This is a genomic window from Williamsia sp. DF01-3, assembly GCF_023051145.1.
GTDB lineage: Bacteria > Actinomycetota > Actinomycetes > Mycobacteriales > Mycobacteriaceae > Williamsia.
In genome coordinates, this window is sequence record NZ_JALKFS010000005.1 from 4,498,173 (window position 1) to 4,523,259 (window position 25,087).

Sequence of the window (25,087 nt, forward strand, 5' to 3'; positions counted from 1 at the left end):
GCGCCCACTCACGGTTCAGCACGCCCACTCACGCCTCCAGGGCCCCACGTGCAGCACCCAACTGGTTGTCCTGGCCGATACGTGCCCGGCGTCCGGCCCGGTCCCCTGCCCGCCGCGCGCCCTCGGAGTAGCCGGCCGACGCACTCTGAGACCGCCAGGTGCCCCGTGCGGTGGACGTCTCCTTGTGGAAATCCCGGACCTCTACCTCTTTGTTCCGCAGGACCAGCGCCGTTCCCGAGTCGGAACGGCCCCCGTCGGCGGCGACCGCAGCCGCACGCGCCTCGTCGCGGGCTTGCGTCAAGCGCTTGCCGATCCGTTCGGCGAACGCCGACTGGAAGTTCAGCCGGGCAGTGATCGGCGACAGCGGCTTCTCCTCGACCACCCTGCGCTGTACCCAGCCGCGGCGTTCGGTGACCACACGAGCAAAGGTCTCGCCTTTGTACGCACCCGACTTCAGATAGTTGTCGCTGGCGGCGACCATCTGGACCACCAGCGAGCTGTACAACGCCTCACAGGTGTCGATGTCGCCGGGAAATCCGTAGGCGTAGACAAACGTCGAGTTGCTCGCGACGTCACAGGTGATGTCGTTTGCGTGGGCGATGGCCACGAAGAGCTGGACGTATGTGCGCAGCCCTCTCTTACCGGCCGTTCCGATCGCGATGTTGCGTTGCACCGGGGACGTGCGCTGTTCGGGCTTCCCATGGGCCCGCGCCACGGCCAGATCGATGGACGCCGCGGTGGCCAACCGTTGCGCCGCCTGCATGAAGGCTTGCGCCTCGTGTTCGTTGTCGGTGCCTTCTGCCTGCCTGAGCAAACCGGAGATGCGGGTCAGGAGTTTGTCGTCTTGCACGCTCACAACCCTAAGGCGTCGGTGTGACTGCTCCCCCGCCCCGCGGCCACGTCATGTGCACAACGCAGCATCTGTGGACAGACCAACGCGTTGGCAGAATTAGGAAATAGTGATTTACTAACTGCGTGGCGCGTCCCCGAGTGAACTCCGATGATCACCTGCTCGATGCAGCCGACGCCGTTCTGTCGCGGACCGGCTCGGCACGGTTCACCCTCGAGATGGCAGCCCGGGAGGCCGGAGTCTCGGCGGCGACCTTCGTCAAGCGCTTCGGTTCCAAACGCGAATTGCTCATCGCGTCGTCGCAACGCTGGGTCGATGCAATAGATCTCGACGACGCCGGACGCCCGGGCGAACCGATCCTCGCGGCGCTTCGCCGATTGTCGGTCGAGTCCTACACCGACAGCGACGATCCCGACCAGGCCGGCAACCACGTCTCCTCCCTGGCGATGGATCTCGGCGATCCGGAACTGACCCGGCTGCTCGCTGTCGGCTGGGACAAGAAGCGCCGACAACTGCACGCCGTCATCGCCCGGGCGGTCGAAAGCGGTGAACTACCCGGCGCGCCTCTTCCACCGGCCGCAGCCCGAACGTTGTTCGCACTGCTGGAGGGCACGTTCCTCGGCTGGACCGTGCAACCGCACGGCTCCCTCATCGACACCCTCGGAGACGAGTTCGACCGACTCATCACCACCTGGACATGAAAGGACACCAATGACCACGTCCCCTTCCCCCGCACCGAGCCCTGTCACCGGGGCGGTGTTCATCGCCACCAGCGTCGACGGTTACATCGCCCGCACCGACGGCGGCATCGATTGGCTGTTGAGTCGCGACGAGAACCTCGGCGAAACCGGTTACGACGCCTTCATCGCGACCACGGACGCGATTGTCATGGGCCGCAACACATATGAGGTCGGGTGCAGTTTCGACACGTGGCCGTACGAGGGAATGCGCGTGTTCGTGCTCAGTACAACCCTCGAGCCAGGAGCCGACGACCGTATCTCCGTGCACCGCGGTCTGGACGAGTTCTTCGACGCTGCCCACAACGAGGGTGTCCGCCATGTCTATGCCGACGGCGGCCGTCTGATCACCAGCTTTCTCCAGCGGGGTCTGATCACCGAGATCACGATCACCACTGCCCCAGTGATCATCGGATCCGGCCTGCCCTTGTTCGGCACGATCGATCACGACATCCCGCTCGATCACGTGCGCACCACGACCCTCGGCAACGGGATGACCCAGAGCGTCTACCGGGTGGGAGCCGGATGAGCCGCGTCTGAGCGCAGGACACCAGCCGCACAACGCCGTCGTTCGGCTGGTGGAATGCTGGACAGGTGAACCGAGATCTCGACGAAACCCTGGCCGGTCGAACGCTCTTCGACCACTCCAACACCTCCACGCGTGACTTCTACAAGCTGATCACCGCCGCGATCGTCCCGCGGCCGATCGCCTGGGTGTCCTCGCGCAGCGCCGAGGGCGTGGACAACCTCGCACCGTTCAGCTTCTTCTCCGTCAGTTCCACCGATCCGTTGGTTGTGCAGTTCACGGCGGTCGGCGGCAAACACAGCGCGGACAATGCGGCGGCCACCGGTCAGTTTGTCGTCAACATCGCCACGGAGTCGATGATGGACCAGGTCAATGCCACATCGGCCGGCTTCGCCGAGGACGTCAACGAGTTCACCGCTGTGGGCGTCGCCTCGGCACCGGCCATGGTCGTCGACTGCCTGAGGGTCCGCGACAGCCCGGTGGCCATCGAATGCGAACTCCACCAGATCATCGAGGTTGGCAACTCTCAGGTGGTGATGGGGCGGGTGGTCGCGGTGACGGTTGATCCCGCTGTCGCGGCCGCCGATGGCCATCCGGACTTCACTCGGCTCGCTCCGGTCAGTCGCCTGGGCCGGACCGAATGGGGTCTGCCGGGCCGGGTGGTCGAACGCGAACGACCCTGACACCGCTCTGGCTGCGCAGACTAGGTAGGCCGGGCAGGTTTTGATCGGTTTCGGGAAGGTAGTGACGCGCTCAAGCGTTGTTGCACACGTACAACTATTTCGCGTGATGACTACTTTCCAGCAGTGAAGAAGGCCCGTCTATGTCCTTGACCCTGTCGATTCTCGATCTTGCACCGATTGCGCCCGGCGAGTCCGCTCGCGCGAGCTTCGAAGCGAGTGTTGCGCTGGCCCAGGCCGCAGAACGCAACGGCTACAAGCGAGTCTGGTACGCCGAGCACCACAACATGGAGTCGATCGCGTCATCGGCCACCAGCGTCCTGATCGCTCATATCGCCGCGCACACCGAGACCATCCGTCTGGGTGCCGGCGGCATCATGCTCCCCAATCACGCGCCGTTGACGATCGCCGAGCAGTTCGGAACCTTGGAGACGCTGCATCCCGGCCGCATCGATCTGGGTCTGGGTCGCGCACCCGGCAGCGACCAGGCAACGATGCGCGCGCTGCGCCGAGACCACAGCTCGGCCGAGAGCTTCCCGCAGGACGTCCTCGAATTGCAGGCCTACCTGCGCGGACAGTCTCGGATCCCCGGTGTTCAAGCCGTTCCCGGCGCGGGCACGGACGTACCGCTGTACATCTTGGGCTCGTCACTGTTCGGCGCTCAACTGGCCGCTGCGCTCGGGCTCCCCTACGCCTTTGCGTCGCACTTCTCGCCCGATGCGCTGGAGCAGGCGGTGACGCTCTATCGCCGCGAGTTCAAGCCCTCGGCTCAGCTGTCGGAGCCCTACGTGATCGCGGGCGCGAACGTTGTCGCCGCCGAGGACGCCGACGAGGCGGCGAGGGACTTCGAGGCGCTGCGTCGGATCCGGGTGCGGATGTTCATCACCCGCGGGCCGTCGACACCCGAATACACCGATGAGGAGATCGATGCGTTCCTCACCACGCGCGAGGGCCGCGGTATCGCCCACATGATGAAGTACACCGGCGTCGGCACGGGTGCGGACGTCCGCGGCTTCTTGGAGGATTTCGCCGACTTGGCTCAGGCCGATGAGGTCATCGTGGCCCACCAGTCGGTGACCAGTGCGGGACGTATCCGTTCTCTCGAGCTCACCGCCGAAGCGATGAAGACCGCAAAGGTCTGATCTCCGCCCCGAAAACTGTTTGATCCGAGGGGGCCGAGGGAGTATCTCCCTCGGTCCCCTGAGTTTTGTCAGATTTCAGGGGCACACCTCCCGAGCGAGCGCAGCAAAGCGACACCGCCCGGCGGATGGCCCGCGTCGTCTGGACTGAGGATGAGCGAGCGCAGCGATGCGAAGACGAGGGAAGACGACGCGAGGAAGGCCATCCGCCCGCGAGCGCCAGCGAGCCAAATGCACAGTGCCGGGACCCCGTTACGGAGTCCCGGCACTGTAATGCTCAGCCTGAAAGAGTAAGTCAGTCCTCTTCGAGGTAATTGCGGTTCACCGCAGGATCCACCGGGATGCCCGGTCCGGTGGTGGTCGAAACGGTGACCTTCTTCAGGTACCGGCCTTTGGCTGCTGACGGCTTCGAACGCAGGATCTCGTCGACGGCCGCGCCGTAGTTCTCGACCAGCTTCTTCTCGTCGAAGGAAGCCTTGCCGATGACGAAGTGCAGGTTGGCTGCCTTGTCGACGCGGAAGTTGATCTTTCCGCCCTTGATCTCGTTGACGGCTTTGGTCACGTCGGTGGTGACCGTGCCCGTCTTCGGGTTCGGCATCAGGCCACGCGGTCCGAGGACACGCGCGATCCGGCCGACCTTGGCCATCTGGTCAGGGGTGGCGATCGCGGCGTCGAAGTCGAGCCAGCCGCCCTGGATCCGCTCGATCAGATCCTCGGCGCCCACTTCGTCGGCTCCGGCGGCGACGGCCTCGTTGGCCTTGTCGCCGGCGGCGAACACGATGACGCGGGCGGTCTTGCCGGTGCCATGGGGCAGGTTGACGGTGCCGCGCACCATCTGGTCTGCCTTACGGGGATCGACGCCGAGACGGACGGCGACCTCGACGGTTGCGTCGGTCTTGGTGGAAGCGGTCTCCTTGGCAAGCTTTGCAGCCTCCAGCGGGCTGTAGAGCTTGGACTTGTCGACCTTTTCCGCAGCGGCTTTGTAGGCCTTACTGGTTTTACTCATGTTTGCTCTGTCTTTCTCCGCAACGTATGCGGGTTGGTGGTGCGGACCGAGCCGGCCCTCCCACGTGATGTCTGTTCGAGGAAGAGACTCAGGCCTCGACCGTGATGCCCATGGAGCGGGCGGTTCCGGCGATGATCTTGGCGGCCTGCTCAACGTCGTTGGCGTTGAGGTCTTCCTGCTTGGTCTTGGCGATCTCGCGGACCTGGTCCATCGTGACCTTGCCGACCTTGGTCTTGTGCGGCTCTCCGGAACCCTTCTGCAGACCGGCGGCCTTCAGCAGCAGTTTGGCAGCCGGCGGGGTCTTCAACTTGAAGTCGAAGGAGCGATCTTCGTAAACGTAGATCTCCACGGGCACGACATTGCCGCGCTGGCTTTCTGTCGCGGCGTTGTACGCCTTGCAGAACTCCATGATGTTCACGCCATGCTGGCCGAGTGCCGGACCCACGGGGGTGCGGGGTTGGCTGCGCCGGCCTGGATCTGAAGCTTGATGATCCCGGACAGCTTCTTTTTCTTCTTGGGGGCATCCTTTTCCCTGTTTCTGATTGATTGCGTTTGGGCTGACAACACTCCGTCAGCCCGGTTTCGCGCCCGCTGGAGACGCGAAAGTCTTAGATCTTCTCGACCTGGTTGAAGGCGAGTTCGACCGGGGTCTCGCGACCGAAGATCGAGACGAGCACCTTCACCTTGCGCTGCTCGGCGTTGACCTCGCTGATCGATGCGGGCAACGTCGCGAACGGGCCGTCCATGACGGTGACCGACTCGCCGACCGCGAAGTCGACCTCGACAACCGGTGCAGAGGCGGCAGCCAGGTCGGAACCGGCGTCGCTGCCGGACTTCGCCGACGACTTCTTCGGCTCGGCACGGGGCAGCAGGAACTTGAGCACGTCATCCATGGACAACGGCGAAGGACGCGACGTCAATCCCACGAAGCCCGTGACGCCCGGGGTGTTGCGCACCGCGCCCCACGATTCGTCGTTGAGGTCCATGCGCACGAGGATGTAACCCGGCAGCACCTTGCGGTTGACCTTCTTGGGCTGGCCGTTCTTGATCTCGGTGACTTCTTCGGTGGGCACCTCGACCTGGAAGATGTAGTCGCCCACGTCCAGGTTCTGCACGCGGGTCTCGAGGTTGGCTTTCACCTTGTTCTCGTAACCGGCGTAGGAGTGGATCACGTACCAGTCGCCTGCCGCACGCTTGAGGGACTTTTTGAGGGCCTCGACCGGGTCCTCTTCTTCCTCGGGTTCGACGACCTCGGGGGCCGCGTCCTCGCCGGAGGCGTCTTGGTCGGTCTCGTCCGCAACATCTTGGTCGCTGCTGTCGGAATCAGCCGGCGCTTCGGGGTCGGAGATGCCACTGTCAACAGCCTCCGAATCACCGACCGTCTGATCGGTGACGTCGGTTTCGGTCTCGCTGATCTCAGCGTCGTTCTCGGGGGTGCTCACTGCAGCCCACGCTCCCTTTCCTCGAAGCGGCCGTGCGGGTGATTACCCGAACAGCCACAAAACGGCCTTTGCGAAGCCCAGATCCAGCCCGGAGATGAACGCGACCATGATGATCACGAAGATCAGCACGACGATCGTGTACTGAATCAGCTGCTTGCGAGTAGGCCAGATGACCTTCTTCAGCTCGCTGACAACCTGCTTGAGGAAGATCCACAACCGGATGAAGGGATTGTGGCTGTCCTCGGGCCGGACTCGCTTGCGTTTGCCGTCTTTCTTTTTGTCTTTGGTCTTTTCCTTGGTGGCGACGGCCGATCCCGCTGAATCGTCGTCGTCGCTCTTCGTCAGATTCGTCCGTTTGCCACGCGGCGAACGCTTACCCGTCGGGCGAGCCGCCGTCTGAGTGTCCCCGTCGGAGACGTTCTCAGCATCGGACTCGTCCACCGAACCGGCTTCGCCGTCGACTGAGGTGTCGACCTCGACCTCGTCGTTCGACTCGGCCGCGCTCTTGGCGCGTTCGGCACGGTCGCGCTTGCTCAACTTGATCCTCTCGTGGCTGAAGTCGGATGTTCGGCGGCAGGCGATGTGCCTGGGCACCGAACAGCTGACATCGGGTGCCCTGAGGTGCCGACGTGCACACCGTCAAGGGCAGGGGCGACAGGACTTGAACCTGCAACCTGCGGTTTTGGAGACCGCTGCTCTGCCAGTTGAGCTACGCCCCTTTGGGACGGCGAGTTACTCGGTGACCACCTTGCGATGGTCTCGAGGCCACGTCGACCCGGTGTCTGCACTACACAAAACCAACGCGCCACCCTCAGGGCAGCGCGCGAGTGTGAGTAGAACTCAGACTATTGAAGTGTACGTCACCGGGCGGGTTGAACTCCAACTCGGTGTTGACCCGCGGAAACCGCAGGTCATCCGTACCGACGATCAATTGAACTGCACACTGACGAGTGCTCGTCCGAAAATCTTGCGGTCACCCTGCTTGGCAACGATCGAGATCTGGCCGCGGCGGGTGTCGGGATCAAGCGACTTCACCTTGCCGGTGAAGTCGACGGCCGCGAAGTCGTCGGCCGGCACGTACACCGGGCTGGTGAACCGCACGTTGTATTCGTAGATGGCCCCCGGGTCGCCGATGAACTCACCGATGAAACTGGCTCCGAGACCCATGGTCTGCATGCCGTGGGCCACCACGTCCTGCAGACCGGCCACCTTGGCGACCTCGTCGCTGTAGTGGATCGGGTTGGGATCGCCTGCCACACCGGCGTAGTTGATCAGGTTTCCGCGGGTGAGCTTGAATGTCCGCGCGGGGAGTTCTTGCCCGACCGTCAGCGTGTCGAAATCGATTGCGGCATAAGGCTTTGGATCAACAGCCGGGTCCGGGTCGGTGTAGCGGGCGAACGGGCCGTTGACGGTCTTGCCCGGGTCGATGCCGGGGGGCTCGCTCATCATCACGTGTTCGATCTTGTCGACCAGCGCGGGGTCGACCTCGATGGCGGCCCTCGCGGCAAGGCTCGTCCACGTGGTCATCACGGGCTCGTTGTGCTGATTCCAGACGACGTTCTTGGTCACCATCAGGTCGGTGCCCGACATCTGCCGGAACGAGTCGAGGGACACGTCGCAGATCAGGTGGTCGCCGACCTTGATGGGCCGGTGGAACACCAGCCGCTGATCGCTCTGCATGATCTGCCAGAGGTCGTAGCCGGTGATGACGTCTTCGAAGAGGCGCCGCTGGGCGATGATCCCGAGGACGGATACGAACGTGGGCGCGGCGACGAGAGTGTCGTGGCCCATCTCACGGGCCTTGGCCTCGTTCCAGTGGACGGGGTTGGTGTCCTGTACGGCGCGGGCATGCTCGCGCACCTTCTCGCGGCCGACCTCGTAGTAGTCGTCGACGGTGTACTTGTACCCCACCAGCGCCTGCGTGTGTTCGGCGATTTCTTCGGGGGTCAGCTTGACGCCGTCCCGGATCGCCTGGATGCGCTCGGCAGCTTGGGCTTCGCTCACGTTCGTCACTAAACCGACCTCTGACTTTCGACTTTTCGTCGACTCCGGCGGCTTGTCGATGTGGGCCGCGCCGCGGGTGCCGTGGCTACTCCCGGACAAACCGTCGGCGAGGAGGGCCGACTTCGTTTGGGGTGCCGCAGTGGCCCCCGCTGCGCAGGCGGCCTCGAACGGCCGCCCGGCGTGGGAGTTAGCGCGATTCCTTGTGATTCTGGTGCTTGCCGCAGTTCGGGCAGAACTTCTTGATCTCGAGGCGATCGGGATCGTTGCGGCGGTTCTTCTTGGTGATGTAGTTGCGGTGTTTGCAAACCTCGCAGGCCAAGGTGATCTTGGGGCGCACGTCTGTTGAGGAGGCCACGGGATTGCCTTTCAGGTGGATCGTGTGGTGTACCACCGTGAGGCGGTACTTGTGGCGCATCGTCGCAAGACGACACTTCGTAGCGGCGTCGTCGGAGACGACACTTCGTAGCGCGTCGTCGGAGACGACACTTCGTAGCGCGTCGTCGGAGACGACACTTCGTAGCGATGGCCGGACTCGAACCGGCGACCTAACGATTATGAGTCGTTCGCTCTAACCAACTGAGCTACACCGCCATGGCCCCGATTCCAGGTCCGACAGCGCGTCTGGCATCAGCTGCGCCGCTGCCCAGGATCTGAGTCCAGCGAGCCCCCTGACGGAATCGAACCGTCGACCTTTTCCTTACCATGGAAACGCTCTACCGACTGAGCTAAGGGGGCGTTCGCTTTCCATGTGCTGCCTACCTGGCAACGCACGAAGAGCCTTAACGAGATTACACAGCGGCGCTGGTGCACGCCAAATCGCCTGTGTAGTTGTCTCGCCGCACCAAACGACCTCGGGCCGGAGGACCCAGCTCGAGGCCGTCTTCTGGTGCTGTGGCAGGTATAGGATTCGAACCTATGTAGCTTGCGCGACGGATTTACAGTCCGCTCCCTTTGGCCGCTCGGGCAACCTGCCGGGCTACTTTCCGTAGTCTTTTGGACCGGCGGAAAGCAACGCCGCAAAGAATACAACGGGCATGGCCCCTGAGCACAAATGCCCTGCGTACGGCCGCCTGTTTCGGCCCCGGAGACCATCGGGCCCATCGTTGCCGAGGGTGGCGACTAGGCTTGTCGGTTATGGCAGATTCATCGTTCGACGTGGTCAGCAAGCTCGATCGGCAGGAAGTCGACAACGCCCTCAATCAGGCGGCGAAAGAGTTGTCGCAGCGGTACGACTTCCGGGGCACCAACACCAAGATCGAGTGGTCGGGTGAAGAGAACATCGTGATCACCTCCGACGCCGAGGAGCGCGCCCAGGCGGGCCTGGAGGTCTTCAAGGAGAAGCTCATCCGGCGCGACATCTCTTTGAAGGCTTTTGACGCCGGCGAGGTCGTCGCTTCGGGCAAGACCTACAAGATCACCGGAACCCTCGTGCAGGGCATCGACTCGGAGAAGGCCAAGAAGATCACCAAGGCGATCCGCGACGAGGGACCCAAAGGCGTCAAGGCGCAGATCCAGGGTGAAGAGCTGCGCGTCTCGAGCAAGAAGCGCGACGACTTGCAGGCGGTGATCTCGCTCCTGAAGAACAAGGATTTCGAGATCGCCCTGCAGTTCGTGAATTACCGCTAGTCCAACGCACCGACATCGTCCCGCTCGGAGGGCGTCGAGGGTACATACCCCTTGCGTTCCCACCAGCGGGACGATTGTGGTGGCTTCTCGACGTCGTCAGCGGTGCGGGCCGGCCATCTCCTCCAAACGCCTGATGCGGTCCTGCATCGGAGGGTGCGTGGAGAACAGCTTGCCCACCCGCTCGCCGGCCCGGAACGGATTGGCGATCATCAGGTGGGACTGAGCGGCGAGGTCGGGATTCGGCGGAAGCGGGGCGACCTGCACCCCACCGGAGATCTTGCGCAGCGCCGACGCCAGGGCCAGTGGGTCGCCGGTGAGCTCTGCACCCGAGGCGTCGGCCTGGTATTCGCGTGAGCGCGACACCGCGAGTTTGATCACCGTCGCAGCGATCGGGCCCAGAAATGTGATGAGCAACAACATGATCGGGTTGGCGCCGCCCTCACGGTTGCTGCCGAAGAAGAACGCGAAATTAGCGATGCCGCTGATCACCGCAGCCATCGCACCGGCCACCGACGAGATGAGGATGTCGCGGTTGTAGACGTGTGACAGTTCGTGGCCGAGGACGGCCCGGAGTTCGCGCTCGTCGAGGATCTGCAGGATTCCTGCGGTGCAGCAGACTGCGGCGTTCTTCGGATTACGTCCGGTGGCAAAGGCGTTCGGCGCCTCGGTGGGACTCACGTACAACGCGGGCATGGGCTGACGCGCCACCGTCGCCAGCTCGCGGACGATCCGGTACAACGCCGGCGCCTGCACCTCTGTGACGGGCTGTGCGTGCATGGCCTTGAGCGCCATTTTCGCGCTGTTGAAGTAGATGTAGGCGTTGAATCCGACCGCGGCCACCACGGCGACGAACAGGATGGCGGGACTGCGAAACGCTGCCCCGATCCCGACGATGATCGCCGACATGAACCCGAGCAGCAGGACGGTCTTCAGGCCGTTGGCATGACCACTCATCCATCACTCCCGTCTGTACACACGGCAGCACAACGATCGGGCCCGACCTCGCGGTTCCCGACCCAGGCCGGTCAGAGCCGGACGCGGAGCAGGTCAGCCGATCCGATCGATGGTGTAGCGCACCAGCGAGCTCATCGCATCGTGTGCGGGCCCCTCGGGGAGTTGGGCCAGTTCGGCATCGGCCGCGTCGGCATACCCCTGGAGAGTGGCTCGGGCCTTGGCCAGGCCCGCCGATTTGTTGAGAAGTTCGAGTGCTTCGGCGACCTCGGCGTCGTCGGTGAGCGGCCGGGGCGTGCCGTCGGCGGCGAGGACCAACTCGCGCAACCGGGTTTCGTCGGGGTCTGCGATGGCGTAGAGCACCGGCAGGGTGTGCACGCCTTCGCGCAGATCGGTTCCCGGGTTCTTACCCGAGTCGCCGGCCACCGAGCTGATGTCGATGATGTCGTCGCTGACCTGGAAAGCGGTCCCGATCGAGTCTCCGAGCCGGGACAGGCGTTCGATCTGCTCTTCGTCCGCACCGGAGGACATCGCCCCGAACCGGCCACTGGCCGCGATCAGCGAACCGGTCTTCTCCCAGACCACTTTCAAATAGTGGTCGACGGGGTCGAGCTTGCCCTGCGATCCCACGGTTTCACGCATCTGTCCGGTGACCAGCTCGGCGAAGGTGTCGGCGATGATGCGGACGGCGTGCGGCCCGAGGGTGGAGACCAGGCGCGAAGCCCGCGCGAACAAGAAGTCCCCGGACAGGATGGCAACACTGTTGCCCCACCGGCTGTTGGCGCTGACGGCACCCCGCCGCAGCTCGGCTTCGTCCATCACGTCGTCGTGGTACAGCGTCGCCAGGTGGATCATCTCCACGACGGTCGCCGAGATGATGACCTCGTGGGCGTGTGGGTTGGGGCCGAAATGGGCCGACAGGATCGAGAAGATCGGCCGGAACCGTTTGCCGCCGGCCTTGGCCAGATGCGTGGCCGCCTCGGTCAGGAAGTCCTCACCAGAGGACAACTCCTCGAGCAGCAGCTTCTCGACGCTCTCCAGCGACCTGCCCACATCTGCGGCGAAGTCTTCCGAACCCATATCCAGACCCGCGAACGTCGTCTTCACGTCTGACCAGCTCCTGTCATAGGACGAGCCTAATGGTGCGCGATACTTGCCGGGTGAGTGCACCCATCCCATGTCCGTCACGCACCCAGGTGCTTGTGGTCGGCGCAGGTCCCGGCGGCTCGGCCGCGGCGTATGCGGCAGCCCGGGCGGGATACGAGGTGACTCTGCTCGACTCGGCGGTGTTCCCGCGGGACAAGACGTGCGGCGACGGACTGACGCCCCGCGCCATCGCCGAACTCGACGCCCTCGGCCTCGGCGACGCGTTCTCGGGACCACGAATTCTCGGACTGGACATGCAGGGCTGGGGCGGACGTCAACTCGTTCGCTGGCCGTCGAAGTCGGACCATTTCCCCGATTACGGCAGCGCTGTCGCCCGCACGGAACTCGACGACCGGATCCGCGTTCATGCCGTGGAAGCGGGAGCGACGATGGTGTCGGGCACCAAAGCGGTCGGTGCCACCGTCGTCGACGGCAAAGTGACTGCCGTACAAGTCAATACAGATGACGGTCGCGCGGAGATCAAGGTCGACAAGCTCATCGTCGCCGATGGGGTGCGCTCGGCGTTGGGCAATGCGCTGGGACGGTCGTGGCACCGCACCACCGCTTACGGCGTGGCCGCGCGGGCCTACGTGCAGTCCGAACGCTGCAACGACCCCTGGATGGGGTCGCACCTGGAATTGCGCGGCACCGATTCCGAGCTGCTGCCCGGGTACGGCTGGGTCTTCCCACTGGGTTCGGAGACCGGGCTGGTCAACATCGGGGTGGGTGCTCTTGCGACGGACAAACGTCCGGCGAGCATGGCGCTGCGCCCGATCATCGAGCACTACACCAACTCTCAGCGTGAGGACTGGCGGCTCAGCGGCGAGCCGATGCGCATCGCGTCGGCGCTGTTGCCGATGGGCGGAGCGGTCAGCAACGTCGCAGGAGCCAACTGGGTGCTGATCGGCGACGCTGCCGCCTGCGTCAACCCACTCAACGGCGAGGGCATCGACTACGCGCTGGAGACCGCGCGACTGGCCGTCGAAGTACTTGACCAGCAGGATCTTTCGGATCTCTGGCCCGACCTGCTCCGGTCACGGTACGCGTTGGCATTCTCCGCGGCCCGACGACTCGCTGCCGTCCTGACCGTACCGCGGGTGGTGCCCGTCCTGGGCCGCCCGGGCATCCGCTCGGCGGCGCTGATGTCGATGGTGGTCCGGGTGATGGGCAATCTCATCACCGAGGACGACAGAGACCTGATCGCCCGGGCCTGGCGCGTCGCCGGGATGACCAGCAGCGCACTCGACTCCCGCCCGCCTTTCACCTGACCCTCGGGCCCGATCTTGGTGGGTTCGGGTGAGTGTTTGCCCAGGTGGGACTCACCCGAACCCACCAATTCCGGGCTAGCGGGGCTTGATGCCTCGGTGGAGCGCGGTGATGCCGAAGGTGAGGTTGCGCCAACGGACGTGCTCGAAACCTGCAGACTTCATCCGCTGCGCGAGAGCGGCCTGGTCGGGCCATTCGCGGATCGACTCCGCAAGGTACACATAGGCATCCGGATTGCTGGACACCTTCCTGGCGACCGAGGGCAGCGCCTTCATCAGGTATTCCATGTAGACCACGCGCATCGGCGCGAACACCGGTGTGGAGAACTCGCAGATCACCACTCGCCCACCGGGTTTGAGAACCCGGAACAGTTCTGCGAACGCCCGGTCGACGTCGTTCACGTTGCGCAGACCAAAGGAGATGGTCGCGGCATCGAAGGACTCGTCCCCGAACGGCAGATGCAGCGCGTCCGCCCCGACCTTCGGTACCGACCGCCGGGCGCCGGCCTTGAGCATGCCCATGGAGAAATCGGCAGCCACACAATCCGCGCCGGAGCGGGCGAGTTCTTCGGTGGACACCGCGGTGCCGGCGGCGAGATCGAGCACCACATCGCCGGGTCCGAGGGCAAGCGCCTTGCGGGTGGCGACCCGCCATCCCCTGTCCTGACCGAACGAGAGGACCGTGTTCGTCAAGTCGTAGCGGCCGGCCACTCCGTCGAACATGGCCGCGACGTCGGCGGGATCCTTGGCCAGCGATGCACGAGACATAACGGCCACCGTACCGGCTGGAGAAGAGTCCCCGTGAACCTCTATGCCGACCGCCGGCGCAACAGGTCGTCGCGGCCGAGGACGTCGTCGTAATGCCAGATCAGCTGGTCAGCAATGGCCGACCAGGTGCGTCCGCGCACGCTGCGCCGGGCTGCGGCGCCGAACTCGTCACGGGTCCTCTTGTCCTGCAGGGTCGCGATCGCGTCGACGAGCCGGGGCGAGAAGTCTTCGACGCCGAGCAGGTACCCGGTCCGACAGTGGGTGATCAGGTCACGCGGACCGCCGGCGTCGGGGCCGATCGCGGGAACCCCACTGGCCAGGGCTTCCTGCACCGCCTGACAGAACGTCTCGTGTTCGCCCGCGTGCACGAAGACGTCGAGGCTGGCATAGGCGCGAGCGAGGTCGAGACCGCCCAGTTCCCCGGTGAACACCGCGTCGGGCATCAGCTTGCCGAGCCGATCGCGCTCGGGTCCGCCGCCCACGATCACCAGCTGCACGTCCGAACGCCCCGACAGCACCGCGAGGCGCTCGACGTGCTTTTCGGGTGCCAATCTGCCGACGAAACCGACGATCAACTTGCCCTGCGGGCTCCACCGCGACCGCAATGATTCGTCACGTCGACCGGGATGGAACCGCTCGGCATCAACACCTCTGCCCCACTGGAACACCCGTGGGATCCCGTGATCTCGAAGGGCTTTCACCGACACGGTGGACGGCGCAAGAGTGCGGTCGCAGGCGGTGTGGAGTTTGCGGGTCCAAGCCCAGGCAGCGCGTGTGCCCAGTTTCATCCCGTAGCTCGCCGCAAAGCCCGCGACATCGGTCTGGAACACGGCCACCGACGGCACGTCGAGACGCCGTGCTGCGGCGGCCCCCGCGGCCCCGACCACAAACGGCGAGGCCAGGTGCACCACGTCCGGCTCGAAGTCGGCGAGTGCGCGGAACATCGACGGCGCGGGCACACCCACGGGCAGTGAACTGACCTTCGGGACCATCACCGAAGGGATGTAGTGGACAGGAGCGCCGGACACCTCGTCCGGCCCACGCGACTGCTCACTGCCCTTGCACGCCGACCGAGGAAGGGCCGGCGCGATGATCATGGCTTCGTGCCCGGTTCGCTCAAAATGCTCGGCCACCCGGAGCACGGAGTTCACCACGCCGTTCATGTTCGGGAGAAAGCTCTCCGCGACGATTGCGACTCGCACGGTGCCAGTGTGGGCACCGGACCTGTCAGGAGGTCTGCGACGCCGTGACCGGAGGCCGAACCGTAGGTGAACGTCCATTGGCGCGGCGGCGGTGTGTTTCGGCGAGCAGCACCATGATCGCCGCGATGGCGAGCCACGAATACACCAGTACCGACAGCGCGGGCAGGATGGACAGACTCGCGTCGCGTCCGGCCACCCGAACGAGCTCGGGGTTGGTCGAGGAGTATTCGATGCTGATCCGCTGCCCCTCGGTCAGTCGCCCGGGGTAGAACACCCCGAGCCTGGGACTGCGGAAGATGCCGTCCGGCGTCGAGAAGCTGACGGTGGCCTTGGTGGGGCTGGCGCTGACCACCTCGGCCACGGCGGTCGCCTTGTCGTCGTTGATCAGCGCATCGTCTCGGTATGACCCGGCGACCATCACGGCCATCATGATGGTCACCAGGACGCCGACCGTGAGCAGTCCGATCTGTACTCGGCGCAGCACGGTAGCGGACATGCAGGCCACAATAGCGACACCGGCCGCCTCCTCACCGAACCGTGTGACGGCCGACTCATCGGGACAACAATGTTGTTCATCCAACATTGAGACCGAGTTACCCGTAATATCCCGGGACCAGTGGCCGCTGCGCTGAAACCCTCGGGCGTTGCTTGCGGTCGCTCAGTCTCGTTGATTGGACCTTTCATGGCCGACCTCAAACCCTATTTCGACGACGTCCAGGCTCATTACGATCTGTCGGACGACTTCTTCGCGTTGTTCCTCGATCCGACGCGGACCTACAGCTGCGCCTACTTCGAGCAGGACGACTACACGCTGGAGCAAGCTCAGCGAGCGAAAGTCGATCTGGCACTGGGCAAATGCGATCTCCAGCCGGGCATGCGCCTGCTCGACATCGGTTGCGGATGGGGCGCCACGGTGATGCGGGCAGCGGAGGGGTACGGAGTCGACGCGGTGGGACTCACGTTGTCGCAGAATCAATTCGAGTACGTCGAAGGGCTCATCGACGACCGCGGTTGGCCCCCGGAACGGGCTTCGGTGCGCTTGCAGGGATGGGAAGAGTTCGACGAACCGGTGGACCGCATCGTCAGCATCGGCGCGTTCGAGCACTTTCGCAAGGAACGGTACGACGCGTTCTTCGAGAAGTCGTTCTCACTCCTGCCCTCGGGCGGTCGAATGTTGTTGCACACCATCGTCGGTCACAATCGGCACGACATCCGAGACAAGGGTCTGCCGATCGACCGCAAGCTCCTCGAGTTCACGCGGTTCATCACCCGGGAGATCTTCCCGGGCGGGCAACTGCCGGAACCGAAGTGGGTTGTCGAGGGCGCCGAGCGTGTCGGGTACACGGTCGACCGGGTGCACCCGCTCCAGCTGCACTACGCACGAACACTCGACCTCTGGTCGGCCGCATTGGAGCGCCGACATGACGAAGCGGTCGAGATCGCCTCGCAGGAAACGTTCGACACGTACATGAAGTACCTCACCGGGTGCGCGGAGCTGTTCCGGCAGGGCTACGTCGACGTCATGCAGTTCACCCTGCTCAAGCCCTGACCCACCTCCGGCGAACCGAGAGCCCCGATCGGTCTAGAGGCGCGCCTTGATGGCGGCGTGCACCGACCGCAGCGACGCGCGGTCGGTGCGTACCTCCACCACGTCGATGCCCTCGCCGGCAGCGCTCAGTGCCGCGGGTAGCTCGGCCGGTGTCACCAGCGAATGCCTTGTACCGAAGCCCGCGCACACCGACGCAAGGTCGGTGCGGTGCGGAGTTCCGAACACCCGCTCGTGTGCGCCGAGGTAGTCGGGCCCGTCGAAGCGGGGGTCGCCCTGCTCGAGCAAGCCGAAGATCCCGCCACCGTCGTCGTTGGCCACCACGATGGTCAGCCGGCCCGGTCGCGGCTCGGCCGGGCCGATCAACAGTCCTGTCGCGTCGTGCACAAACGTCAGATCACCCATCAACGCCACGGTGCGCACGTCACGGGCCAGCGCGGCCCCGATCGCGGTGGAGACGTTGCCGTCGATACCTGCCACACCCCGGTTGGACAGCACCCGGACGTCTGGCCCCACCCGGCCGGCCAGCGCGACGTCACGGATCGGGTTCGATGCCCCGACCACGAGCTGCTCACCCGGCGACATCGCGGCACTGACAACCCGGGCCACGTGTAACCCGGTGGGCAGGTCGGTGGCGTCGAGGACGGCGTCCACCGCTCCTACCGCTCGTTGATGTGCGGCGGCGCAGTCCTTGAGCCAGTCCTCGTCGGGCTCACCGGTGGTGATGGCCCGCGAACCCGTCGCCAGGACATTGCCGGAGACGTCGGGCCACCGCGGCCCGGTTGTCAGCGCATACACCCTGATCGACGGGTCGGCGAGGAGCGTCGACACCTGGCGGTGCAGGGTGGGCCGGCCGCAGATGATGGCCTGGGTGGGTCGTACCGCGGTGAGAGCCAGCGGATGCAGCGGGTTCTCGGGGGCAGGTGCGGTCGGTTCGGCGACCGTGGGCAACACTGCGAGTTCGGGACGGTGTCCGGCGCCGTGCCCGGAGACCACCACGGTCGGCTCGGTGAGGTCGATCTCCACCGGTACGTCCAGCTTCCCGACGGCTGTTGCGGTCCACGGCGCGTTGCCGGGTCGTCCGCTGTAGGTGCCGAGGTCGTCGTGCGGTCCGACGCCGGGTTCGGGCACAAGTGGTTCGCGCAACGGGATGTCGAATTGGACGGGACCCGCGTTGCCCGTGCGGGCTCCGCGCGCTGCGGCCAGTACGCGCCCGACCGCCGAGCGCCACTGACTGTTGGTGTCGAGGTTCTGTTCGGCGAGGCCCAGGCTGATGGCGGCACGCACCTGCGTGCCGAAGATCCCGAACTGTTCGATGGTCTGATTGGCACCCGAGCCGAGTAGTTCGTACGGCCTGTTGGCGCTGACCACCACCAGTGGCACCCGCGCATAGTTGGCCTCGAACACCGCCGGGCTCATGTTGGCCACAGCGGTTCCGCTGGTCATCACGATGGGCACCGGCTGCCCGGAGGCGACAGCCAGACCCAGCGCGAGATATCCGGCCGTGCGCTCGTCCACCCGCACGTGGAGCCGCAGTCGGCCCGCTGCGTCGGCGGCGTGCAGGGCGAAGGCGAACGGCGCATTACGCGAACCTGGGCACAGCACCGCCTCGCGTACGCCGCCGCGGATCATCTCGTCGACGATCACTCGGGCCTGCAGAGTCGAGGGATTCATTACTTCAGGCTAACCGCGGTCGGGGCGGGCGGTCCCGGCCCGATCGGATGCGCCACACGGCCGGTGCTGTCGGGAGAGCACGGGTAGCGTCGGAGCGGTGATTGGATTACCGAGCTCGGTCACCGCGCTGCTGTTCGATCTCGACGGGGTGCTCACCAGTACCGCAGTCATCCACAGCCAGGCGTGGAAGCAGGCATTCGACACCTTCCTCCAGACCTATCCCGCCGATGACGCCACTCAGAAGCGGCCGTTCGACCAGAACGACTACCTGCAGTACGTGGACGGCCGCTCGCGGGACGACGGCATCACCACCTTCTTACGGTCACGGAACATCACGTTGCCACCTGGTAGCCCAGACGACGGCACGCACGATGCCACCGTCGCCGGGATCGGCAACACCAAGAACGCACTGTTCCTCGACATACTCAAAACCAAAGGCGCACAGGCGTATCCCGATGCCGTCGCCTATCTGAACGCAGCTCAGGAGGCACAGTTGGCCATCGCCGTCGTGACGTCGTCGAAGAACGGCGCGGAGATCCTGCGTGCGACGGGACTCGACTCCTACGTTCAGGCCCGGGTGGACGGATTGGTTATCGCCGAACAGGGGCTGGCGGGTAAGCCGGCGCCGGACTCGTTTCTCGCCGGGGCGAAGGCGCTCGGCGTGGCCCCCGCTCAGGCGGCCGTCTTCGAGGACGCCGTCTCCGGCGTGCAGGCCGGCCATGCCGGCAAGTTCGGTCATGTGGTGGGCGTCGACCGCACCGAGGGCGACACGCACGGGCACGAACTGAAGCAGGCGGGTGCCGACGTGGTTGTGGAGGCCCTCACCGAATTGCTGGATCCCCGATGAGCCAGGGCGGTGGCCTGCAGGTCGCGCCGTGGCAGCTGATCTGGCGCGGAACGAAGGCCGACGAACTCGCGCACATCGAGTCGATCTTCGCGCTCTCCAACGGCCACATCGGTTTACGAGCCTGCCTCGAAGAGGCCGAGCCTGTGTTCAATCCAGGCAGCTACCTCAACGGGTACTACGAACGGCGCGAATTACCCTATGCCGAGGCCGGTTACGGTTATCCCGAGGACGGTCAGACCGTGGTCAACGTGACCAACGGGAAGATCATCCGCCTGCTCGTCGAGGACGAGCCGATGGATCTGCGGTACGGCAGTACCCAGGAGCACGAGTGGACCCTCGACTTCCGCACCGGGACACTGCAACGAGTCACCGAATGGACCTCGCCCACCGGCCGACGGGTTCGGGTACGTACCGAACGACTCGTCTCGTTCACCGAGCGCGCGGTCGCAGCCATTCGCTACGAGGTCGAGCCCCTCGACCACGACATGGAGTTGGTGCTGCAGTCGGATCTGCTCGCCAATGAGTCGACGCCACAACAGGGTAAGGATCCCCGGGTGGCTGCGGCACTGGATCGTCCGCTGGTGGCCGACTTCGCCGAAGCACACGGGCACCGCGCGGTACTCGGGCACCACACCAGGGAGTCCGGGCTGCGTATGGCAGCCGCCATGGACCATGAACTCGATGCACCGAACTCGGTGAGCTGCGAGGTCCTCAGCGGCGACCTGGCTCGTCTGACCGTCACCGCGAAGGTCGAGGTCGGTCACAAGATCACACTGACCAAGTACCTGGCCTACGGCTGGTCCAGTCAACGGTCGCCGTCGGCGTTGCGGGCCCAGGTCGATGCGGCCCTGGCCACCGCCCTCGACAATGGCTGGGACGAACTGCTCGCCCGTCAGCGCCAGTATCTCGACGATTTCTGGGCCGCCGCCGACGTCACGATCGACGGCGACGCCGAGCTCCAGCAGGCGATCCGGTTTGCCCTCTTCCACGTTCTGCAGGCCGGGGCCCGCGGTGAGACCCGGGCGATCCCGGGTAAGGGACTCACCGGGCCGGGCTACGACGGTCATGCGTTCTGGGACACCGAGACGTACGTGCTGCCGGTCCTGACCTACACGATGCCCGCAGCAGCGGCCGACGCGCTGCGTTGGCGGCATTCCACGCTGGACAAGGCCAAGAGCCGCGCTCACGAACTCGGACAGGTCGGCGCGATGTTCCCGTGGCGCTCGATCAATGGCGAGGAGTGCTCGAGCTATTGGCCCGCAGGCAGTGCCGCAGTGCATGTCAACGCCGACATCGCCTACGCCGTGGCGCAATACGTCGCCGCGACGGGTGACGTGCAGTTCGAGGTCGACCACGGACTCGAACTACTGGTGGAGACCGCTCGTTCGTGGGTGTCGCTCGGACATCATGACCTGCACGGCCACTTCCGGATCGACGGAGTGACCGGGCCCGACGAGTACTCGGCAGTCGCCAACAACAATGTGTATACGAACCTGATGGCGCAGAAGAACTTTCGCGATGCCGCAGAGGCCTGCACGCGTCATCCCTCGGATGCGCGACGACTCGGGGTGAACGACGAGGAGACCGCGCACTGGAAGGACTGCGCTGCGCGGATGACCGTTCCATACGATTCGTCACTCGAGGTCCATCAGCAGAGTGAGTCCTTCACCAGGCAGGCGCTCTGGGACTTCGACAACACCCCGGCAGACAAGTATCCGCTGCTGCTGAACTACCCCTACCAGGATCTGTATCGCAAACAGGTTGTGAAACAGGCGGATCTGGTGCTCGCCATGTACCTGCGCGGGGATGCGTTCACCCCCGAACAGAAGAAGCGGAACTTCGACTACTACGAGTCGCTCACCGTGCGCGACTCATCACTGTCAGCCTGCGCACAATCGGTGATCGCGGCCGAGGTGGGCTATCTCGACCTGGCCTTCGACTACCTGGTCGAGGCAGCTCTCACCGATCTGCATGACCTGCACCAGAACTCGTCGAGCGGGCTTCACATCGCCTCACTCGCGGGCACCTGGCTCTGCTGCGTCGCCGGGTTCGGCGGCATGCGCGACCACCACGGGACAATCTCGTTCGCGCCGCGATTGCCCTCACGCCTGAACCGGATGGTGTTCCGGTTGGCGATGGGTACCGGGTGCATCGAAGTGGAGATCGATTCGGACGAGGTCACCTATCGGCTGGTGCACGGCGACAAACTCGAGCTGGTACATCACGGTGAGATCTTCGTCTTGAACGACGAGCCGGTGACGCTGGCCATTCCGCCGAATCGGGCCGGCGATCCCCCCGTTCAACCCGTGGGACGCGAACCGTATCGGCGGTCGTCGCCGGTCTGACGCGAGGGTCGCACGGCCGTCACTCTGCCGACATCGCGACCTTCTCGAGGACCGGCACACACAGCATCAGCAGCCCACGTTCGGTGTCGGACAAGTGGTTCACGGCCTCGGCCAGCCATTCGTCACGTTGCCGGCGGTCGGCTTGGAGCAGGGGCCCGGCGGCCTCGGTCAGTTCGACCAACTGCCTGCGGCGATCCACGGTGTCGGCCCGCCGGGTGATCAGCCCGAGGTCTTGGAGACGGTTCATGCTCAACGTCAGTGACTGCACCTTCACCTGCGCTCGTTCCGCCAGTTCGGCGACCGTGCTGACCCCGTTGCGGTCGAGGTCGCCGAGCAGGGCCACCTGCGTCATCGTGAGTCCGTGGGCGGGCCGGTGTCTGCGCGCCTGTCGGGTGACCGCCATCATCGCCTCCCGAAGACGGGTCGCATCCGCGGTATCCAACACCCCTGCCGCCTCGTCAGTTCTAGACATACCAAGATCATACTTGGTTTTCACGCTGAACTGCCCGGTCGGAGCGCCGAGAATTACAAGCGTAGGCTTGCAATCGTGATGCGGTGGATCGGATTGATGATGTTCACCGCCGTGGCGAGTGTCGGCCTGTCTACGGCCGGGGTCCCCTCGGCGGCGTTGTTCGCCGGCCTCGTGGTGGCAGCAATCCTGGCCATCGTCGGGTGGGCACCGAGCGCCCGTGGGGACGAACCTCCAATGCCTCGGCCGATCGGGCTGGCGGCCCAGGGCGTGCTCGGTGTGTACATCGGCACGTTGATCTCCACCGACACCCTCTCGGGCATCGGCTCGGATTGGCCCGCCGTGCTGTCCATGGCCCTCGCGACACTCGTGTTGTCGGTGGTCGGCGGGGCACTGCTCGGACTGCATCGCAATGTCGATTCGCTCACCGGGTCGCTTGCCCTGGTGGCAGGCGGGGCTTCCGGCCTGGTGGCCCTGGCCAGAGAATTGGGTGGGGACGAGCGCACCGTTGCCGTTGTCCAATATCTTCGCGTCGCGATCATCACGATGTCGATGCCCCTTGTGGCGATCTTCGTCTACGGGAAGTCGGTATCGGGTGGCGGAGGCGAGTTCTCGGGCAATCACGGCAACCCATGGTGGGGGCTACTCGTCCTCGCGGTCTGCATGGTCGTCGGTTATGGGGTCGGCCGAGTCATCCGACTGCCGGCGGCGGGGCTGCTCGGCCCCCTCATCTTGTCGGTCGCCGGAGAATTGCTCGGGATCACCACCGCCGCCGCGATTCCCGTTGTCCTGGTGCATGTCGCCTATGCGGTGATCGGTTGGCAGGCCGGGCTCGGTTTCACCAAGTCAGCCCTGGTGGCCATCGGCAGAATCCTACCGTTCGCCACCGTGCTCATCGTCGCGATCGCAGCGGCGTCTGCTGGGCTCGGCGCGTTGCTGAGTCTGTGGACGGGCGAGTCCATGTTCGACAGCTACCTCGCGACCACTCCCGGCGGCATCTACGCGGTGCTCGCGACGGCATCGGCCACCGGCGGAAACCTGGCCTTCATCGTCGCCGCTCAGATGCTCCGGGTACTCATCATGTTGTTCGTCGCTCCGTTCGCGGCGCGCGCGTATCAATGGTGGCTTCGGCGCCGTCATCCTGCCGCCGCCTCCGACGACGTGTCTGTGTGACCACATTCGCCGGTGCCTGTAGCCCAGGTCACGCGCAATTTGTTTAGCCGTTTGCAACAGGGGTATTCGATCTAACGCGTATCCCTGGCGCGCTATCGGCCACAACATCGGGAAACGTGAGTCCGGACGATCGTCGAAGAAATCGATGGGGCATGCCGGACTGGTACGGGGGCGTAAATGGAGCCGAAATGATCATTCTGGGACTGCTACTGCTGATTCTCGGTCTTGTGTTCAGCATCAACATTCTTTACATCGTCGGAGCCATCTTGATCGTGGTCGGAGCCGTGTTGTGGATCCTCGGCGCGACCGGTCGCAAGGTCGGTGGACGAGCGCACTACTACTGACGTCTGCAGCGGCTCAGCCGCCAGACACCACAAGCAACGAGACGCGGTTGGCGAGATTTTTCGCCGGCCGCGTCTCGCGTCAGTAAGGTCGGGGTCATGAGTGATCGGGAGTTCGACGTCATCGTTTTCGGGGCCACGGGATTTGTCGGCAAGCTGACCGCCGCCTACCTGGCCGAGCTCGCACCAGAGGGCACCAAGATCGCCCTTGCCGGCCGCAGTGAACACAAGTTGGCCCAGGTGCGCTTCGACCTGCCGGCACCGGCAGATACCTGGCCCCTCGTGGTCGCCGACATCAACTCCCCCGCCTCCCTCGATGCGATGGCCGCACGAACCCGCGTCATCTGCACCACGGTCGGCCCGTACCTCAAGTTCGGGGAGAGCGTGCTGGCCGCTGCCGCCAACGCGGGCACCGATTACGTCGACCTCACCGGTGAGGTGCCGTTCGTGCGCCTGTCGATCGACAAGTACGGCGAGCAGGCCGAGGCGAGCGGCGCACGTATCGTGCATTCCTGCGGGTTCGACTCCGTGCCATCGGATCTCGGCGTCTACCTTCTACACAAACGCATCACCGCGGACAAGGCGGGCTCGATGGGCGACACCACGATGGTCGTCCGCAGCTTCCGCGGCGGCGTCAGCGGCGGCACAGTGGACTCCATGCGGGTGATCGCCAAAGAAGCCGCGGACCCCGAGACCCGGCGAACGCTGCTCGACCCTCACGCTCTGTCGACGGCCCCCGGCGAGCGAGCAGGCATCAAGCGCAGCGCAGAACCCAGCGACATGGCGATGATCAGCGGCTCGAAGGTTGATCCATCGCTGAAGGGAACCCTCGCACCCTTTTTCATGGCCAGCTACAACACCCGCATCGTCCGTCGATCCAACGCTCTGCTCGATGGCGCCTACGGCGACGACTTCCACTACGGCGAAGCAATGTACGTGGGCGGCGTCCCCGGCGTCTCGACCGCTGTTGCCGGTGCCGTGAGCGCCGGGACGGTGGCCTTTCTCGGTGCCATGTCCGTGGGACCGGTGCGCAACGTACTCGACCGCCTGCTTCCCAAACCCGGCGAGGGGCCGAGTGAAAAGGTCCGCGAGACGGGCCATTTCACCACCGAGACATACACCACCACCAGCACCGGCAGGCGCTACCGATCGCGGATGCGAGCCAAAGGCGACCCCGGCTACAAGGCAACCGCGGTCATGCTCGCCGAGAGTGCACTCTCGCTTGCATTGCACCGCGACGTACTGCCGAATCGGACCGGCGTGCTCACCCCCGCGGCGGCGATCGGCGATGTTCTCATCGAGCGCCTCGAGTCGGCCGGTTTCGTCTTGGAGACCGAAGAACTCACCTGA

At 65.0% G+C, this 25,087-nt stretch carries 25 protein-coding genes, 4 tRNA genes and 1 pseudogene; 12 read left to right on the top strand and 18 right to left on the bottom strand.

Translation table 11 applies throughout. The annotated features are described in order from the left end of the window. Nucleotides 1–28: 28 nt before the first annotated feature. On the bottom strand, nt 29–850 hold the full coding sequence (locus tag MVA47_RS23175; RefSeq protein ID WP_247210030.1) for a DUF2786 domain-containing protein: 822 nt from the start codon (nt 848–850) through the stop codon (nt 29–31). A gap of 125 nt (nt 851–975) precedes the next feature. Here MVA47_RS23175 and MVA47_RS23180 point away from each other — a divergent pair, with 125 nt between their 5' ends. The 4 genes from MVA47_RS23180 (at nt 976) to MVA47_RS23195 (ending at nt 3,935) form a co-directional block, all read left to right on the top strand. Then, on the top strand, nt 976–1,551 hold the full coding sequence (locus tag MVA47_RS23180) for a TetR/AcrR family transcriptional regulator (RefSeq protein ID WP_247210031.1): 576 nt from the start codon (nt 976–978) through the stop codon (nt 1,549–1,551). 10 nt (nt 1,552–1,561) lie between these two features. Then, entirely contained in the window at nt 1,562–2,116 is a 555-nt protein-coding gene (locus MVA47_RS23185; RefSeq protein WP_247210032.1) for a dihydrofolate reductase family protein, read from the top strand. 65 nt (nt 2,117–2,181) lie between these two features. Beyond that, nucleotides 2,182–2,796, top strand: coding sequence for a flavin reductase family protein (locus MVA47_RS23190; RefSeq protein ID WP_247210033.1), 615 nt, complete (start codon nt 2,182–2,184; stop codon nt 2,794–2,796). Nucleotides 2,797–2,936: 140 nt separating this feature from the next. After that, nucleotides 2,937–3,935 (top strand): LLM class flavin-dependent oxidoreductase, encoded by a 999-nt coding sequence (locus MVA47_RS23195; RefSeq protein ID WP_247210034.1) that lies wholly within the window; start codon nt 2,937–2,939, stop codon nt 3,933–3,935. A 292-nt stretch (nt 3,936–4,227) separates the two neighbouring features. On the opposite strand, the gene rplA is transcribed toward MVA47_RS23195, so the two are convergent. The 10 genes and pseudogenes from rplA to MVA47_RS23245 all read right to left on the bottom strand — a co-directional run bounded on the left by rplA (nt 4,228) and on the right by MVA47_RS23245 (nt 9,357). Beyond that, entirely contained in the window at nt 4,228–4,938 is a 711-nt protein-coding gene (gene rplA / locus MVA47_RS23200) for a 50S ribosomal protein L1 (protein WP_247210035.1), read from the bottom strand. A gap of 88 nt (nt 4,939–5,026) precedes the next feature. Continuing rightward, nucleotides 5,027–5,481: pseudogene (gene rplK, locus MVA47_RS23205) on the bottom strand (50S ribosomal protein L11). A 65-nt stretch (nt 5,482–5,546) separates the two neighbouring features. Then, on the bottom strand, nt 5,547–6,380 hold the full coding sequence (nusG, locus tag MVA47_RS23210; RefSeq protein ID WP_247210036.1) for a transcription termination/antitermination protein NusG: 834 nt from the start codon (nt 6,378–6,380) through the stop codon (nt 5,547–5,549). A gap of 42 nt (nt 6,381–6,422) precedes the next feature. Continuing rightward, a complete protein-coding gene (gene secE, locus MVA47_RS23215; RefSeq protein WP_030165268.1) occupies nt 6,423–6,917 on the bottom strand; it encodes a preprotein translocase subunit SecE in 495 nt (164 codons plus the stop codon). A gap of 109 nt (nt 6,918–7,026) precedes the next feature. After that, nucleotides 7,027–7,099: transfer RNA gene (locus MVA47_RS23220), tRNA-Trp, on the bottom strand. A gap of 208 nt (nt 7,100–7,307) precedes the next feature. Next, entirely contained in the window at nt 7,308–8,393 is a 1,086-nt protein-coding gene (locus MVA47_RS23225) for a fused (3R)-hydroxyacyl-ACP dehydratase subunits HadA/HadB (protein WP_247210037.1), read from the bottom strand. A gap of 178 nt (nt 8,394–8,571) precedes the next feature. Continuing rightward, entirely contained in the window at nt 8,572–8,739 is a 168-nt protein-coding gene (rpmG, locus tag MVA47_RS23230) for a 50S ribosomal protein L33 (RefSeq protein WP_030165273.1), read from the bottom strand. 162 nt (nt 8,740–8,901) lie between these two features. Beyond that, nucleotides 8,902–8,975 (bottom strand) — tRNA-Met (locus MVA47_RS23235). Nucleotides 8,976–9,046: 71 nt separating this feature from the next. Continuing rightward, a tRNA-Thr gene (locus MVA47_RS23240) sits at nt 9,047–9,119 on the bottom strand. Nucleotides 9,120–9,276: 157 nt separating this feature from the next. Continuing rightward, nucleotides 9,277–9,357, bottom strand: a tRNA-Tyr gene (locus tag MVA47_RS23245). A gap of 161 nt (nt 9,358–9,518) precedes the next feature. Here MVA47_RS23245 and MVA47_RS23250 point away from each other — a divergent pair. After that, nucleotides 9,519–10,010, top strand: a complete 492-nt coding sequence (locus tag MVA47_RS23250) for a YajQ family cyclic di-GMP-binding protein (protein WP_099383809.1) — start codon at nt 9,519–9,521, stop codon at nt 10,008–10,010. A gap of 96 nt (nt 10,011–10,106) precedes the next feature. On the opposite strand, the gene htpX is transcribed toward MVA47_RS23250, so the two are convergent. Together htpX and MVA47_RS23260 are read right to left on the bottom strand one after the other, a co-directional pair. Further along, nucleotides 10,107–10,964: a zinc metalloprotease HtpX gene (gene htpX, locus MVA47_RS23255; RefSeq protein WP_023962289.1), complete on the bottom strand. Its 858-nt coding sequence runs from the start codon at nt 10,962–10,964 to the stop codon at nt 10,107–10,109. A 93-nt stretch (nt 10,965–11,057) separates the two neighbouring features. Next, a complete protein-coding gene (locus MVA47_RS23260) occupies nt 11,058–12,068 on the bottom strand; it encodes a polyprenyl synthetase family protein (protein ID WP_030165278.1) in 1,011 nt (336 codons plus the stop codon). Between the two features lie 32 nt (nt 12,069–12,100). On the opposite strand from MVA47_RS23260, the gene MVA47_RS23265 reads away from it, so the two are divergent. After that, nucleotides 12,101–13,375, top strand: a complete 1,275-nt coding sequence (locus MVA47_RS23265; RefSeq protein ID WP_247210038.1) for a geranylgeranyl reductase family protein — start codon at nt 12,101–12,103, stop codon at nt 13,373–13,375. Nucleotides 13,376–13,450: 75 nt separating this feature from the next. Here MVA47_RS23265 and MVA47_RS23270 read toward each other — a convergent pair whose 3' ends face one another. Genes MVA47_RS23270 through MVA47_RS23280 form a run of 3 tightly spaced genes read right to left on the bottom strand, consistent with a single transcriptional unit; the run spans nt 13,451 to nt 15,838 of the window. After that, nucleotides 13,451–14,140, bottom strand: coding sequence for a demethylmenaquinone methyltransferase (locus MVA47_RS23270; protein WP_247210039.1), 690 nt, complete (start codon nt 14,138–14,140; stop codon nt 13,451–13,453). A 41-nt stretch (nt 14,141–14,181) separates the two neighbouring features. Beyond that, nucleotides 14,182–15,342: a glycosyltransferase family 1 protein gene (locus MVA47_RS23275; RefSeq protein ID WP_247210040.1), complete on the bottom strand. Its 1,161-nt coding sequence runs from the start codon at nt 15,340–15,342 to the stop codon at nt 14,182–14,184. A gap of 25 nt (nt 15,343–15,367) precedes the next feature. After that, complete coding sequence (locus MVA47_RS23280) at nt 15,368–15,838, bottom strand: DUF3592 domain-containing protein (RefSeq protein ID WP_247210041.1); 471 nt, start codon at nt 15,836–15,838, stop codon at nt 15,368–15,370. A 186-nt stretch (nt 15,839–16,024) separates the two neighbouring features. On the opposite strand from MVA47_RS23280, the gene MVA47_RS23285 reads away from it, so the two are divergent. Further along, nucleotides 16,025–16,891: a cyclopropane mycolic acid synthase family methyltransferase gene (locus MVA47_RS23285; protein ID WP_247210042.1), complete on the top strand. Its 867-nt coding sequence runs from the start codon at nt 16,025–16,027 to the stop codon at nt 16,889–16,891. A gap of 33 nt (nt 16,892–16,924) precedes the next feature. Here the strand turns inward: MVA47_RS23285 and menD are convergent, their stop codons facing one another. Beyond that, a complete protein-coding gene (gene menD / locus MVA47_RS23290; RefSeq protein WP_247210043.1) occupies nt 16,925–18,562 on the bottom strand; it encodes a 2-succinyl-5-enolpyruvyl-6-hydroxy-3-cyclohexene-1-carboxylic-acid synthase in 1,638 nt (545 codons plus the stop codon). A 97-nt stretch (nt 18,563–18,659) separates the two neighbouring features. Here menD and MVA47_RS23295 point away from each other — a divergent pair, with 97 nt between their 5' ends. Both MVA47_RS23295 and MVA47_RS23300 read left to right on the top strand, forming a co-directional pair. Beyond that, on the top strand, nt 18,660–19,409 hold the full coding sequence (locus MVA47_RS23295) for an HAD family phosphatase (protein WP_247210044.1): 750 nt from the start codon (nt 18,660–18,662) through the stop codon (nt 19,407–19,409). Continuing rightward, nucleotides 19,406–21,754, top strand: a complete 2,349-nt coding sequence (locus MVA47_RS23300; RefSeq protein ID WP_247210045.1) for a glycoside hydrolase family 65 protein — start codon at nt 19,406–19,408, stop codon at nt 21,752–21,754. The genes MVA47_RS23295 and MVA47_RS23300 overlap by 4 nt, the downstream gene beginning before the upstream one ends. A 19-nt stretch (nt 21,755–21,773) precedes the next feature. On the opposite strand, the gene MVA47_RS23305 is transcribed toward MVA47_RS23300, so the two are convergent. Then, entirely contained in the window at nt 21,774–22,226 is a 453-nt protein-coding gene (locus MVA47_RS23305) for a MarR family winged helix-turn-helix transcriptional regulator (protein ID WP_247210046.1), read from the bottom strand. A gap of 75 nt (nt 22,227–22,301) precedes the next feature. On the opposite strand from MVA47_RS23305, the gene MVA47_RS23310 reads away from it, so the two are divergent. The 3 genes from MVA47_RS23310 to MVA47_RS23320 all read left to right on the top strand — a co-directional run bounded on the left by MVA47_RS23310 (nt 22,302) and on the right by MVA47_RS23320 (nt 25,087). Then, complete coding sequence (locus MVA47_RS23310; protein WP_247210047.1) at nt 22,302–23,396, top strand: AbrB family transcriptional regulator; 1,095 nt, start codon at nt 22,302–22,304, stop codon at nt 23,394–23,396. A 188-nt stretch (nt 23,397–23,584) separates the two neighbouring features. After that, entirely contained in the window at nt 23,585–23,740 is a 156-nt protein-coding gene (locus MVA47_RS23315) for a DUF6131 family protein (RefSeq protein WP_023962269.1), read from the top strand. A 96-nt stretch (nt 23,741–23,836) separates the two neighbouring features. Further along, nucleotides 23,837–25,087: a trans-acting enoyl reductase family protein gene (locus tag MVA47_RS23320; protein ID WP_247210048.1), complete on the top strand. Its 1,251-nt coding sequence runs from the start codon at nt 23,837–23,839 to the stop codon at nt 25,085–25,087.